Annotated in this window: 12 protein-coding genes; 6 read left to right on the forward strand and 6 right to left on the reverse strand. The window is 71.5% G+C overall.

What is annotated here, in order from left to right:
* Positions 1–4: 4 nt before the first annotated feature.
* Positions 5–787 carry an ABC transporter ATP-binding protein gene (locus tag ADL29_RS02100; protein ID WP_053922044.1) on the reverse strand — a complete coding sequence of 261 codons (783 nt, stop codon included), beginning with the start codon at positions 785–787 and terminating at the stop codon, positions 5–7.
* An 82-nt stretch (positions 788–869) separates the two neighbouring features.
* Between ADL29_RS02100 and ADL29_RS02105 the strand changes: the two genes are divergently transcribed.
* The 4 genes from ADL29_RS02105 (at position 870) to ADL29_RS02120 (ending at position 5,951) form a co-directional block, all read left to right on the forward strand.
* Positions 870–1,511, forward strand: a complete 642-nt coding sequence (locus tag ADL29_RS02105) for a TetR/AcrR family transcriptional regulator (protein ID WP_053922045.1) — start codon at positions 870–872, stop codon at positions 1,509–1,511.
* A gap of 152 nt (positions 1,512–1,663) precedes the next feature.
* Entirely contained in the window at positions 1,664–2,512 is an 849-nt protein-coding gene (locus ADL29_RS02110) for a 3-hydroxyacyl-CoA dehydrogenase family protein (RefSeq protein ID WP_053922046.1), read from the forward strand.
* Between the two features lie 202 nt (positions 2,513–2,714).
* Positions 2,715–3,038 (forward strand): STAS domain-containing protein, encoded by a 324-nt coding sequence (locus tag ADL29_RS02115; protein ID WP_030065555.1) that lies wholly within the window; start codon positions 2,715–2,717, stop codon positions 3,036–3,038.
* Positions 3,039–3,353: 315 nt separating this feature from the next.
* Complete coding sequence (locus ADL29_RS02120) at positions 3,354–5,951, forward strand: AAA family ATPase (RefSeq protein WP_053922047.1); 2,598 nt, start codon at positions 3,354–3,356, stop codon at positions 5,949–5,951.
* Between the two features lie 57 nt (positions 5,952–6,008).
* Here the strand turns inward: ADL29_RS02120 and nucS are convergent, their stop codons facing one another.
* Complete coding sequence (gene nucS / locus ADL29_RS02125) at positions 6,009–6,671, reverse strand: endonuclease NucS (protein ID WP_046925968.1); 663 nt, start codon at positions 6,669–6,671, stop codon at positions 6,009–6,011.
* Between the two features lie 250 nt (positions 6,672–6,921).
* Between nucS and ADL29_RS02130 the strand changes: the two genes are divergently transcribed.
* Positions 6,922–7,314 carry an SCO5389 family protein gene (locus ADL29_RS02130; protein ID WP_046925967.1) on the forward strand — a complete coding sequence of 131 codons (393 nt, stop codon included), beginning with the start codon at positions 6,922–6,924 and terminating at the stop codon, positions 7,312–7,314.
* Positions 7,315–7,441: 127 nt separating this feature from the next.
* Here ADL29_RS02130 and ADL29_RS02135 read toward each other — a convergent pair whose 3' ends face one another.
* Positions 7,442–8,482 (reverse strand): LLM class flavin-dependent oxidoreductase, encoded by a 1,041-nt coding sequence (locus ADL29_RS02135; protein ID WP_053922048.1) that lies wholly within the window; start codon positions 8,480–8,482, stop codon positions 7,442–7,444.
* Positions 8,483–8,670: 188 nt separating this feature from the next.
* Between ADL29_RS02135 and ADL29_RS02140 the strand changes: the two genes are divergently transcribed.
* Positions 8,671–8,988 (forward strand): hypothetical protein, encoded by a 318-nt coding sequence (locus ADL29_RS02140; protein WP_053922049.1) that lies wholly within the window; start codon positions 8,671–8,673, stop codon positions 8,986–8,988.
* 15 nt (positions 8,989–9,003) lie between these two features.
* On the opposite strand, the gene ADL29_RS40330 is transcribed toward ADL29_RS02140, so the two are convergent.
* The 3 genes from ADL29_RS40330 to ADL29_RS02155 form a co-directional block, all read right to left on the reverse strand.
* Entirely contained in the window at positions 9,004–10,236 is a 1,233-nt protein-coding gene (locus tag ADL29_RS40330; protein WP_078970658.1) for an ABC transporter permease subunit, read from the reverse strand.
* Positions 10,233–11,432, reverse strand: a complete 1,200-nt coding sequence (locus ADL29_RS02150; RefSeq protein WP_053922050.1) for an ABC transporter ATP-binding protein — start codon at positions 11,430–11,432, stop codon at positions 10,233–10,235. Before ADL29_RS02150 ends, ADL29_RS40330 begins: the two co-directional genes overlap by 4 nt.
* Positions 11,433–11,879: 447 nt before the next feature.
* Positions 11,880–12,653 carry an ABC transporter permease gene (locus tag ADL29_RS02155; RefSeq protein ID WP_053922051.1) on the reverse strand — a complete coding sequence of 258 codons (774 nt, stop codon included), beginning with the start codon at positions 12,651–12,653 and terminating at the stop codon, positions 11,880–11,882.

The raw sequence follows: 12,653 nt of genomic DNA on the forward strand, positions 1-12,653 counted from the left end.
GGGGTCAGACGGCGAGCGGGGCGGTGTCCTTGGGAGCGGAGTCGCGCCCGGTGATGGCGAGGAAGGTGTCCTGGAGGGACGCGTCGGGGGAGCCGGCGTGGGTGCGCTTGAGGGCGTCCGGGGTGCCGTCGGCGACCACCACGCCCTTGTCGACGATCACCAGCCGGTCGGCGAGCGCGTCCGCCTCGTCGAGGTAGTGGGTGGTCAGAAAGACCGTGGTGCCGTGCTCGGCGCGGATCCGGCGGACCAGGTCCCACAGGTCGGCGCGGCTGCCGGGGTCGAGCCCGGTGGTCGGCTCGTCGAGGAAGAGCACGTGAGGGCGGTGGGTGAGGCCCATCGCGATGTCCAGCCGCCGCCGCTGGCCGCCGGAGAGCGCGGCCGTCCTGCGGTCCAGCACTCCGGTCAGGCCGAGGTCGGCGGCCAACTCCTCGGTACGGGCAACGGCCTGGGCCTTGGTCAGACGGTAGAGGCGGGCCTGGGTGACCAGCTCCTCGCGGACCGAGACGTGGGGGTCGACGCCGCCGGACTGGGCGACGTAACCGGAGGCGCGGCGCACCCCCGCCGGATCGCGGACCAGGTCGCACCCGGCGATGGTCGCGCTGCCGCCGGTGGGCGCCAGCAGGGTCGTCAGCATCCGCAGGGTGGTGGTCTTGCCCGCGCCGTTGGGGCCGAGGAAGCCGAGGATCTCGCCGCGCTCGGCGGTGAGGTCGATTCCGCGTACGGCCTCTACGGGGCCGCGCTTGGTGGTGAAGGTCCGGGAGAGTCCGGACACGCTGATGGCTGGCATGCCGCACAGATAAACAGACAGACACCAAAATTGCAACGCCCCCAAAATTTCATGGAGCCCAATGAGCGGGTAGGGTAAAGGCATGGCAGAGGGACTCAGGGAGCGGAAGAAGCGGCAGACCCGCCAGTACATCTCGGACATGGCGACCGGTCTCTTCCTGGAGCGCGGCTTCGACGCGGTGCCCATGGCGGAGATCGCCGAGGCGGCGAACGTCTCCGTCAACACCGTCTACAACTACTTCCCGGCGAAGGAGGACCTCTTCCTCGACCGGAGCAAGGGCCTCATCGACCGGCTGTCGCGGTTCGTACGGGCCCGGGACGCGGGGGAGTCGGCCGCCGCCGCGGTTCTGCGGGAGCTGCGCAGCGAGGTCGAGTCCGTTTCGCCCAAGGTCGGGCTCATCGAGGGCTACGCCCGCTTCATGAAGGTCGTTCAGGAATCGGCGACCCTGCAGGCCCGTATGTGGCACATCCAGCGGGAGCAGTACGAGAACCTGGAAAGCACCCTCCGGCAGGAGACCGGCGCCGCGGACGACGATCCGCTGCCCGGTCTGATCGCCGGCCAGATCAACTGGGTCCACCAGTCCCTGATGATGGCCATCGGCCAGGAGATGATGGCCGGCCGCAAGCCCGACGTCGTGTCGCGCGAGGCCCTCGTCCTCCTGGACGAGATGGAGGACCTACTGAGCGAAAAGGTGCTCAACTACGCCGTACGGGCGGACGACTGACGGCCTTCCGTGCTGCTTCCGGGGCCCTTCGGTGTGAGGTCCGTCATTTGAGACGTGACGCGCATCTCTTACCTGCCAAAGGATCGCCAACGACCGCTAACGTCACCCAGGACCGACAGGCTCTCAAGTGCACAGGGTGTGAGGGGACAGCAGTGGCAAAGAAGCTCGCCGTCATCGGGGCCGGACTCATGGGGTCCGGTATCGCGCAGGTCTCCGCCCAGGCGGGGTGGGACGTCGTCCTCCGCGATGTGACGGACGAGGCGCTGGCCCGCGGCAAGGGCGGCATCGAGGCCTCGTACGAGAAGTTCGTCAGCAAGGGGAAGCTGGAGGCGGCCGCCGCCGAACAGGCGCTGGCCAGGATCACCACCACGACCGACCTGGAAGCCGTCGCCGACGCCGATATCGTTGTCGAGGCGGCTTTCGAGAAGATCGAGGTCAAGCGGGAGATCTTCCAGTCGCTGGACAAGCTCGCCAAGGACGAGGCGGTGCTGGCCTCCAACACCTCCGCCATCCCGATCACCAAGATCGCTGCGGCCACCACCCGCCCCGAGCGGGTCGTGGGCACCCATTTCTTCTCGCCGGTGCCGTTGATGCAGCTGTGCGAGCTGGTACGCGGCTACAAGACCAGCGACGAAACGCTCGCCACCGCACGGGAATTCGCCGAGTCGGTCGGCAAGACCTGCATCGTCGTCAACCGCGATGTCGCCGGTTTCGTCACCACCCGGCTGATCTCGGCGCTGGTCGTCGAGGCGACCAAGCTCTACGAGTCCGGTGTGGCCACCGCCGAGGACATCGACATCGCCTGCAAGCTGGGCTTCGGGCACGCCATGGGACCGCTGGCCACCGCCGATCTGACGGGCATCGACATCCTGATGCACGCGACCGAGAACATCTACACCGAGTCCCAGGACGAGAAGTTCGCGCCGCCGGAGCTCATGCGGCGCATGGTGGATGCGGGCGATATCGGCCGCAAGAGTGGGCAGGGGTTCTACGAGCACTGACGGTGCTGATACCGCGTCAGGGCCGGTGAACCGTGGAACCGGCCCGACGCGATCACCCTGTGGGGTGAATTCGGTATCGGTTCGCTTACAGGCGGCAACTTCGCCGCATGAAAGGCAGTCAGTTCTGTAGACGTCAAGGGGGTCTGTGGACGCCAAGGGCGGCAGGCCCATGTCGAACGGGTCCATCAACCGGGGAGCGCATATGCACATCAGGGGCGACCACGTCGAGCTGGTCGTCGGGGGCCGCCTCGACGTCCGCAGCGCGGCGGACGCCCGAACGGCACTGCACACCGCCGTCGACTCCGGCCACGGTGATCTCGTACTGGACCTGACCGAGCTGGACTCCTGGGACGCCACCGGCCTCGGCGTGATCATGGGAGCGCACCGCCGCGCGGGCCGGGTCAACCGCCGGCTGGTGCTGCGCGGTGTGCCGCCCCAGATGCAGCGCCTCCTGGTCGCCACCCGGCTGCACCGCATCCTCGCCATCGAGGGCGGCATCGAAGCGGAATCGCTTCCTCGCGTATAAGGCGCGGATGAGCCGTGCATGAGGCACCGGTGGCGCAGCGCCCGCGGGAAAGTGGAGAATCTGCCCCCGACACGACTTTCCGGGTGACTCGGGGCGAACGGCGCGATCGGTGCCTTCGGTGTGTTCGGGGCGCTGCCGGGCCCCGGCGATGTGCTCCGCCGCGTCCCCGGTCTAAGGTTCGGTTGCCCGCCGTATGCCATCCACACGAGGGGCACCGGACCAGACCAGACGCCACGGCCAGGAAATCCCGGCCGCAGCCGGGGGTGCGAACGGCCGGAAGAGCAGTCGGGAACGCCAGATCTGGGAGCTTGCAGCATGGACCCGAACACGAACCGGGGACCTGAGGAGTACGGTGCGCAGGATCAGCCTGCCGAGACGCCGACACCCCCGTCCGGCACCCCGCAGGAGGGTTCCGGCGGCCAGGCCCGCGTCGTACGTCTGGTCTCGGGCGGCTACCTCGTCACCGTCAACCCCATCGACGGCAGCGAGATAGAGCCCTGCCCGCCCGGTGAGCGCCCGGCCGTCCCCGGCAAGCTCGGCCCGGCGATGCGCGCCGAGGCCGCCCGCGCCGCCGCGCCCCCGGTGCCGTCGGGCCCGCCCGGATCCGCCGGGCACGAGACCGTCCTCGAGGAGCGCTCCGAGGACACCGAACGCCTGGTACGGCTGCTCTCCCGCGGCCGGTCCGTCCGGGTGACCGGCCCCTCGGGATCGGGCCGCACCCGACTGCTGGACGCCGTCGCCACCGCCTGCGCCGATCTCGCCCCCGACGGCGTCATCCGGCTGTCCGGCTACCACCGCACCCCCACCGATGTGATGTACGCGCTGTTCGGCGCCGTCTACCGCGCCCCGCAGCACCGCCCCGACCGGCCGGAGCTGCTGCGCAGGCTCGCCGACATCGGCGCGATCGTCGTCCTGGACGACCTGGAATTCGGCGGCGCCGGGCTCGACGAGCTGCTCGACGCCACCCCCGAGTGCGCCTTCCTCCTCGCCGCCACCCCCGACGTCCCGGCCCCCAGCGCGGGTTCCCCCCTCGAGGAGGTCTTTCTCGGCGGTATCGGGCGCGGCGCCTGCGTACGGATGCTGGAGCGTGCCGTGGACCGCACGCTCACCGCCGACGAGGAGGCCTGGGCCGCGGACCTGTGGTTCGAGTCCGAGGGCCTGCCGCTGCGGTTCGTGCAGGCCGCGGCGCTGCTGCGCCGGCGCGACCGGGCCTTGTCCGAGGCGGCACCCGCCGAACCGGGCGCCGACGAGCCCCAGGACGAGACGGCCGCCGCCGACGCACACCCCGACGGCCCGCTGCCCACCCTCGGCGAGGCCGCCTCCCCCGTACCGCTGCTCGCCGGCCGGCTCGGCGCCGCCGCCCAGGAGACCCTGCGCTTCGCGGTCGCGCTCGGCGGCGAACTGCCGCACCAGTCGCATCTGCCGGCGCTCACCACGGACACCCAGGCGGACTCCGTCCTCGGCGAACTGCTGGGCGCGGGCCTGATCAGCCCGGCCGGGTCCCACTACCGGCTCGCCGCGACCGTCCGGGAACAGCTCACGGCCGCCGGCTACGCCGAGGGCGCCGCCGCCCGGGCGCACACCGCCGCCCAGCACTACGCCTGGTGGGCCGGTCACCCCTCGGTCACCCCCGAGCGGGCCGCCGCCGAGGCGGATGCGGTGCTGTCCGCGATGGCCGTACTGACCGGCAGCCGGGAGAGCGGCCACGCCAGCGCGGCGGTGCTGCTCGCCCGTACGGCCGCGCCCGCGTTCGCCGCGGCGCTGCACTGGAGCGCCTGGGAGCGCAGCCTGCGGCACGGCCAGGAGGCCGCGCGGCTGGCCGGTGAGGTCGCGGAGGAGGCCTACTTCCACCACGAGCTGGGAGTGCTGGCGCTGTGCACCGGCAACGTCGACCGGGCGCGGGCCGAGCTGGAGGCGTCCATCGGGCTGCGCGGGGTGCTTTCCGACCGCCGGGGCGCGGTCGCGGGGCGGCGGGCGCTGGCGCTGGTCAGCGACCGTACGCGGGCCGAATCGGCGGCCGCCGACACCACCGTCATCAAGCCCGTCGGACCCAGGGCCGGCACCCACACGGGCTCCGACGCGGCCCCCGACGCGGGCACACCGGCCGAGGGCGCGCCGAAGGTTCCGGCGGCCGCGTCGCCCGACGCCGTCTCCACGGCCAAGCTGCGGGTGCCGCGGCCCGGAGGGAAGGCCGCGACGGCCGCCGCCCTGGACACGGCGGGCACCGAGGCCACCACCGTCCTTGCGGCCACCGGTACGGGAACCAGGCGGACGGCCCGGCGCAACCTCGTCGCCGCGGGTGCCGGTGCGCTCCTGGTGGCCGTGCTCGGCACCGCCATCACCCTCGGGATGACCTCCGGTGACGACACCAAGGACGGCGGCCACGTCACCTCGGAGCAGACCACTCCGGACGGCGAGAACCCGGATCTGCCGATCAAGCGGCCCGACACGGGCTCCCGCCTGCCGTCCTCCGGTCCCGGGCGGTCCACCCCCGCCGACTCCCGCAACAAGGACGGCGGGTCCCCGTCGCCGAGCGAATCGGCCACCGGCGAGGCGCCGTCCGACCCCAGTGCGCGGCCGACGGGGCCGACGCCCGGCCCGACGGAGCCGACCGGAAGTCCCACCAAGCCGACGTCCGGGCCGACCGGGCCGAGCCACACCCCCACGAGCCGGCCGACCCGGCCCACGCCGACGCAGGACCCGACCGACGAGCCGACGGACCCGACGCCGACCCAGGACCCGACCGACAAGCCGACGACCCAGAGCCCGTCGCAGGCCGCCGGTACGGACAGCGCTTCCTCGTCGTCCAGCCCCGAAGGCTCGACCTCGGCATCCGCCTCGGGCACCCCGTCCGGCTCCGGCCAGACCCCCTCCGGCACCGACAGCCCGTCGGCCGCCGAAACCACCGCCTGAGGCCCGCACGGCCTGCGCTGCAGGGCCGCCCCGTCAACCAGGGGCGGCCCTGCAGCGTCAGAACAGCCGCAACTTGTCGTCCTCGATGCCGCGCAGGCCGTCGTAGTCCAGGACGACACAGCCGATACCGCGGTCCGTGGCCAGTACCCGTGCCTGTGGCTTGATCTCCTGAGCTGCGAAGATGCCCTTGACGGGCGCCAAGTGCGGGTCGCGGTTGAGGAGTTCGAGATAGCGGGTGAGCTGCTCGACACCGTCGATCTCGCCGCGCCGCTTGATCTCGACGGCCACGGTCTGGCCGTCCGCGTCGCGGCACAAGATATCCACGGGGCCAATGGCAGTGGGGTATTCACGCCGAATAAGGGAGTAGCCCTCGCCGAGGGTCTCGATCCGGTCGGCGAGCAGCTCCTGGAGATGGGCCTCCACACCGTCCTTGATCAGGCCGGGGTCGACGCCGAGTTCGTGCGAGGAGTCGTGCAGGACCTCCTCCAGGGTGATGATGAGCTTCTCGCCACCCTTGTTCTCCACCGTCCAGACATCGCCGTCGCCCTCCTTGAGGGAGCAGGGCGGGGACATCCAGTTGAGGGGTTTGTAGGCCCGGTCGTCCGCGTGAACGGAGACGGAGCCGTCGGCCTTCACCAGGATGAGGCGGGGGGCTGAGGGGAGGTGGGCAGTGAGCCGGCCCGCGTAGTCCACGGAGCAGCGGGCGATGACGAGACGCATGGGGCGAAACGCTACTCGACGGGGGCCCGCCCGCGCGATTCGCCCTTGCGCCACGGTCTCTTTACGGGGGAAATCCCCGCACCCCCGGCGCTCGCCTTTGGCCGGTTGTATGTGCAATCTCCTGGTGCGGGCCTCTTGCGCGGCATACCGTTGAAGCGGGGGGTTGTGAGGCGAACACGCTGCGTCGCGGAACCCCTTGTCCCGTCCCTAGGCCCCGTCCGTCCCGGCGGGGCCGCGAGAGGAGAACCTCATGTCGCTCGACGTCTCACCGGCCCTCCTCGAACAGGCCGAGCGAGGCGAGGTCGACGAAGCCGCATTTGTCGACTGCGTCCGGAACTCCCTGCCCTATGCATGGGGGATGATCAGCTCTCTGGTGGCCCAGCTGAAGGTCGACGGCGGTCAGTTCGCCGACAACCAGACGCCGCCGCCGGACGAGCAGGCGCGCGGCCAGCTGCTGCGCGCGCTGGCGAGTGACGCCATCCGCGGTTCGCTGGAGCGCCACTTCGGTGTGCGCCTCGCTTTTCAGAACTGCCACCGGGTGGCGGTCTTCCCGCTCGACCCGGCCGTGGACGACCGCCTGGCCAAGTTCACCTCGATCCGGGGCCAGCTGCTGAACCAGTCGCCGGAACTGCGCGACTGCTGATCGGAGTTGCTGCCGCTGCGCACCACGCGGGGGGCGCGTGCCGTGTCCATGCGTCGGCGGCAGCATCACCGAACGACGGCCTGAACCCGGGGAAACACCGCACACCGCTCCGCCCCGTCCGGCGGAGTCACCCCAGCTGCGGCAGGACCTCCGCGCCGAGCCGCCGGACGTTTTCCTCGGTGGCCGCGAGATCGCCGGAGCCCTCGACGAGCAGCGCGAACCGCCGGATGCCCGTGCGCTCCGCAGAGGCCGCCAGCCGGTCCGCACACAGCCGCGGCGGGCCGACCGGATGCAGCGAGCACAGCAGCTCCGTATACGCCAGCGGATCCCGCATGGCGCGGTAGCGGCCGTCGACCGTGACATGCGCGCCCAGCCCCTGCCGCAGCCAGCCGGGCATCGCCTTCGTCAGGGTCTCCACGGCATCCCGGCGGGCGTCGGCGATCTGCACCACGCCCGCCGACACATGCCCGGCCGCGGCCACTTCCTCGGCATCCCGGCCGGCCGCCAGCGCCGCCGACCGCCACAGCGCGATCATCTCGGCCTTCTCCTCGTCGCCGCAGTGCATCCCGAGCAGCATCGGCAGCCCACGCTCGGCGGCGAGGCGCACGGACGCGGGCGAGGTGCAGGCGACCACCACGGGCGGCCCGGACGGGGTGTCGTCCGGATCGGTCAGCGCCTCGTCGGGACGCGGGACGACGGCCACCTCCCGGAACGCATAGCGCTCACCCGCGGCGCCGACCCGCGGTTCGCGCAGCCAGCGCAGCAGCAGATCGAGGGACTCCGGGAAGCCGTGGTCGTACGCGTCGAGCCCGGCGCCGAAGACCTCCAGATCCACCCAGGGACCGCCCCGGCCGACACCGAGCGTGAACCGGCCCTCGGACGTGAGATGCAGCAGCGCCGCCTGCTCACCGAGCGCCACCGGATGCTGGGTCGGCAGCACGCTGACCGCCGTGCCGACGCCGATCCGGCGGGTGCGGCCCAGCAGCAGTGCGGCCAGCGTCACCGCATTCGGACAGACGCCGTACGGCACGAAGTGGTGTTCCGCCAGCCAGACATCGCTGAGCCCGGCCTCCTCCGCCACCTGTGCGGAGCGCACCGCGCGGTGCAGTGCTTCCCCCTGTCCCTGACCGGGAAATTGAGCGGCCAGGATGAAAGCCCCAACGCGCATCGCTCTCTGCCTCCTCGCAGCCGACGCGACTTCCCCCTTACAGGCAACAACGTCCGACACGTGCCAAGGGCACGGCCTGACGCGAAATTTCCCGATGATCGCAGAAACCTGCCGGGGGGAGTCCGGCCCTGACCGTGCCGCGTACGCTGGTGACAACCCGTGACCCCGCAGAGAGCCCGAGGTGCTCAGTGTCCCCGCGTCGAAACCGCCAGCGCGGCGGTGCGAATCCCGTCGACCGCACGGGCGGCGACCGTTACGGCCTGGAAACCACCGAGGAATGGCGCGGCGAGGACTGGATCGTACGGCTGGTGGGCGGTTCCGGTGCGGCCAAGCACTACCGCTGCCCCGGCTGCGACCAGGAGATCCCGCCTGGGGTGCCGCATGTCGTCGCCTGGCCGCGGTACGGCGATGTCGACGACCGGCGGCACTGGCACAAGGCCTGCTGGAACGCACGGGACCGCCGGAGCGCGCGGCTCCAGCGGTCCCGAAATGCGCCCAGGTACTGAGCCTGGCGGGGAGTGCTACACGTCCCGCTGCTCCTGGACGACGAAGGCGGCGGCGAGGGCGGCGGCGGTGACGCCGGCGAGGATCACCAGCGGTGTCCAGCCCTGCGGGCCGTCCGGGAGGAACGGAATGCCGTACAGCGTCGCCAGGGAGTTGGGGACGGAGTAGTTGATCAGCGCCTGGGAGAGCGACCTGAGGCTCTCCGAGCCGAGCATGAAGACCGCGAGCAGCATCGGCAGCAGGACCACACCGAACAACGCGCTGATGGCGCCGGCGGAGTGCCGCAGCAGCGAGCCGACCGCCAGGGCCAGGAGGCCGAGCGTCGACACGTAGAGACCGGCGCCCACCGTCGCCCGGAGGAATTCGTCGGTCGTCGGCTCCCGGCCGTCCACCATGCCCGACATGGCGAGCGTGACGAGTGTCGTGGCCAGGGTCGTGATCACAAAGGCGAGCAGGAAGAACACGATCACCTTGGCGCCGAGCACCCGGGCCCGGCTGGGGCAGGCGGTCATGGTCGTACGGATCATGCCCGTTCCGTACTCGGAGGAGATCACCAGGACGCCGAGCGGGATGATGCACAGGGTGCCCAGCATGACGCTGAAGTACCCGAAGGCGGGCTTCGGGTTGACCGCGTGGCCCGACATGGCGGTGGCGGTGAGCAGGCCGACGCCCACGATCAGCAGGACCATCACGCCCAGCGTCCAGATCGTCGAGCGCACCGAGCGGATCTTCGTCCACTCGGAGGCCAGGGCGTGGCCGAAGTGGGTGTTGTTCACCGGGATCGGGGAGACATAACCGGGTTGTCCGCCTTGCCAGTTGGCGGCCGGCTGGTGGGGCTGCTGCTGCGGCTGGGCCTGCGGGGGGACCGGGGGCCGGCCCTGCGGCTGCTGCTGCGGCTGGGGGGCCTGGGCCGGGGCGGCCTGGGCCTGGAGCATCATCGTGCCCGCGTCCCCGCCGGGGCCGTGCGCGGCCAGCGGCTGCGGCTGGGGCTGCTGCGGCTGCTGCTGGGGGAGCGGCTGGGCCTGAAGCATCATCGTGCCCGCCTCTTTGGCGAGCGTGGGGCCGGGGGCGGCCGGTGCCGGGGGCTGCTGCGCCTGGAGCATCATCGTGCCGGCTTCCTGGGCGGGCGCGGCGGCGGGCTGCTCCGGCTGGGGCGCGGTAGGCGGCATCGGCGGTGCGGCCGGCATCGGCTGCTGCGCGCCGGTCTCGTGCGGTCCGCGCTCAGGCTGCGGCTGCTGAGGGCTGGTCATCGGGCTTCCTCGTTCTGCGGCATGGGCATGGCGGCGGGGGCGGCGGGCTGGGCACCCGGCGGCATGGGCGCGGCGGGCTGCGGCGGCTGCCCGTACGGGTGGGGTGCGCCGTAATGCTCGGGTGCCCCGTACGGGTGACCCGGCGCCTGGGCCGGCGGCGGGTAACCGGGTCCCGGAGCGGCGGGCGCCTGCGGGGCGTACGCGTACGGCTGGTGCGGCTGGCCCTGGCCGGGCGCATATCCGGCCGGCATCTGCTGCTGGAGGCCCGCCCGCTGGTCGGCCGTCGAGCGGTAGTCCACGGCGCCCTGGGTGAGCCGCATGTACGCCTCTTCCAGGGATGCCTGGTGCGGCGACAGCTCCCACAGCCGGACGTCGGCGTCATGCGCGAGATCGCTGATCCGGGGGAGCGGCAGCCCGGTCACCTTCAGCGCGCCGTCCGCCTCCGGCGTGACCTGTCCGCCCGCCTCGCCGATCGCCGCGGTCAGCTTCTCGCGCTGCTCGGGCTCGGTGTCGGGGGTACGGACCCGGGCGAAGTCGGCGGAGTTGGCCGAGATGAAATCCTTGACCGGCATGTCCGACAGCAGCTGCCCGCGGCCGATCACGATCAAGTGCTCGGCGGTGAGCGCCATTTCGCTCATCAGGTGCGAGGAGACGAAGACCGTACGGCCCTCGGCCGCCAGCTGCTTCATCAGATTGCGGACCCAGAGGATGCCCTCGGGGTCGAGGCCGTTGACCGGCTCGTCGAAGAGCAGCACCTGCGGATCGCCGAGGAGCGCCGCGGCGATGCCCAGCCGCTGGCCCATACCGAGCGAGAAGCCCTTGGAACGCCGGTTGGCGACGCCCTGGAGGCCCACCACGCCGAGCACCTCGTCGACCCGGCCGGCCGGGATGCCGGAGAGCTGGGCGAGGCTCAGCAGGTGGTTGCGCGCGCTGCGGCCGCCGTGCACGGCCTTGGCGTCGATCAGGGCGCCCACCTGGCGGGGCGCGTTGGACAGCCTGCGGAAGGGACGGCCGGCGATGGTGGCGTGTCCTGAGGTGGGTGTGTCCAGCCCCAGGATCATCCGCATCGTGGTCGATTTGCCGGAGCCGTTGGGTCCCAGGAAGCCGGTAACGGTGCCCGGCCTGACCTGGAACGACAGGTTGTGTACGGCCGTCTTGGCGCCGTAGCGCTTCGTCAGGCCGACTGCCTCGATCATTCTCCGCCCCTCGCGTGGTGGTCGGGGCAGAGGCGCCCTCGTACCCCCGTGAGAGTTATGAGGCTATCGGTGCGTTGACGGTTCCCGTTAATCGGGAGAGCGGAGAGAGACGCGGGCCCCCACAGTTCTTCCCCACCCCCCGACGGGGAGGCGACGGGCTGTAGTGGCGGAGCCGTGGAGGCCCGGCGCCGCTGCCGAACAGCCCCGCGCAGCGGCACCGCCCGCCGCAGGCGCAACGTCGAGAAGACACCACGGCGGGAAAGCCGGAAACGTGGGGCGCGGTCAAGCGCAGCGGAGGGGCGCAGCGCCGAGAGGGCTCCGCGGCGGGAGAGTCGACAACGTACGGCCCAGGCAAAGCGCAGCGGACCGGCCGCAGGCGAACCCGGAGCAACCCTCACGGCGGCAAAGCCGAAAACGTACGGCCAAAGCCCAGCGCAGCGCCACGCATCACGCATCGCGTTTCTCGAGCACCACGAACCCGCCCGCCAGTGCCGCCAGCGTCCAGGCGATCATGATGCCCAGGCCGCCCCAGGGGCCGTACGGCACATCGTCGACGGCTCTCGGCACCACCTGCATGATCTTCTGGCCGGCCTGGTCGGGAAGGTAGCGGCCGATTTTCCGGGTGGCCGAGACATTGCCGAGGATGTTGGAGATGAGGAAGAAGAAGGGCATGAGGATGCCCAGCGAGAGCATGGGGCTGCGCAGCATCGCGGCGACGCCCATGGAGAACAGCGCGATCAGGGTCATATAGAGGCCGCCGCCGATCACGGCGCGCAGGACTCCGGGATCCCCGATGTCCGCGCGGTGGTCGCCCAGGGCCGCCTGGCCCGCGAAGAACGTCGCGAAACTCGTCGCCAGGCCCACGACGAGGACCAGTGCGGTGGCCACCAGCAGCTTGCAGAACAGGAAGGTGGCGCGCTGCGGTACGGCGGCGAGCGAGGCCCGGATCATGCCGGTGCTGTACTCGTTGGAGACCACCAGGACACCGAAGACGATCATGGCGAGCTGGCCCAGCCCCATTCCGGCGAAGCTGATGTTGGTGGGGTCGAAGGCGAACCGGGCGTGGGCCGACATCGAGGCGAAGTCGGTTCTGGCCAGGGTGCAGATCAGGACGCCCAGGGCGATGGTGACCACCACGGCCGTGCCCAGGGTCCACACCGTCGACCGTACCGATCTGATCTTGGTCCATTCCGAGCGCAGGACCTGCGGGACCACCGCCAT

Origin of the sequence: Streptomyces chattanoogensis (assembly GCF_001294335.1) — a bacterium.
Taxonomy (GTDB): Bacteria; Actinomycetota; Actinomycetes; order Streptomycetales; family Streptomycetaceae; genus Streptomyces; species Streptomyces chattanoogensis.

Coding starts and splice junctions, on each gene's coding strand:
- ADL29_RS02105 (WP_053922045.1), top strand. CDS start 870: ATGGCAGAGGGACTCAGGGAGCGGAAGAAGCGGCAGACCCGCCAGTAC.
- ADL29_RS02100 (WP_053922044.1), bottom strand. CDS start 787: ATGCCAGCCATCAGCGTGTCCGGACTCTCCCGGACCTTCACCACCAAG.
- ADL29_RS02115 (WP_030065555.1), top strand. CDS start 2,715: ATGCACATCAGGGGCGACCACGTCGAGCTGGTCGTCGGGGGCCGCCTC.
- ADL29_RS02150 (WP_053922050.1), bottom strand. CDS start 11,432: ATGATCGAGGCAGTCGGCCTGACGAAGCGCTACGGCGCCAAGACGGCC.
- ADL29_RS02155 (WP_053922051.1), bottom strand. CDS start 12,653: ATGGCGGTGGTCCCGCAGGTCCTGCGCTCGGAATGGACCAAGATCAGA.
- nucS (WP_046925968.1), bottom strand. CDS start 6,671: ATGCGTCTCGTCATCGCCCGCTGCTCCGTGGACTACGCGGGCCGGCTC.
- ADL29_RS02130 (WP_046925967.1), top strand. CDS start 6,922: ATGTCGCTCGACGTCTCACCGGCCCTCCTCGAACAGGCCGAGCGAGGC.
- ADL29_RS40330 (WP_078970658.1), bottom strand. CDS start 10,236: ATGACCAGCCCTCAGCAGCCGCAGCCTGAGCGCGGACCGCACGAGACC.
- ADL29_RS02120 (WP_053922047.1), top strand. CDS start 3,354: ATGGACCCGAACACGAACCGGGGACCTGAGGAGTACGGTGCGCAGGAT.
- ADL29_RS02135 (WP_053922048.1), bottom strand. CDS start 8,482: ATGCGCGTTGGGGCTTTCATCCTGGCCGCTCAATTTCCCGGTCAGGGA.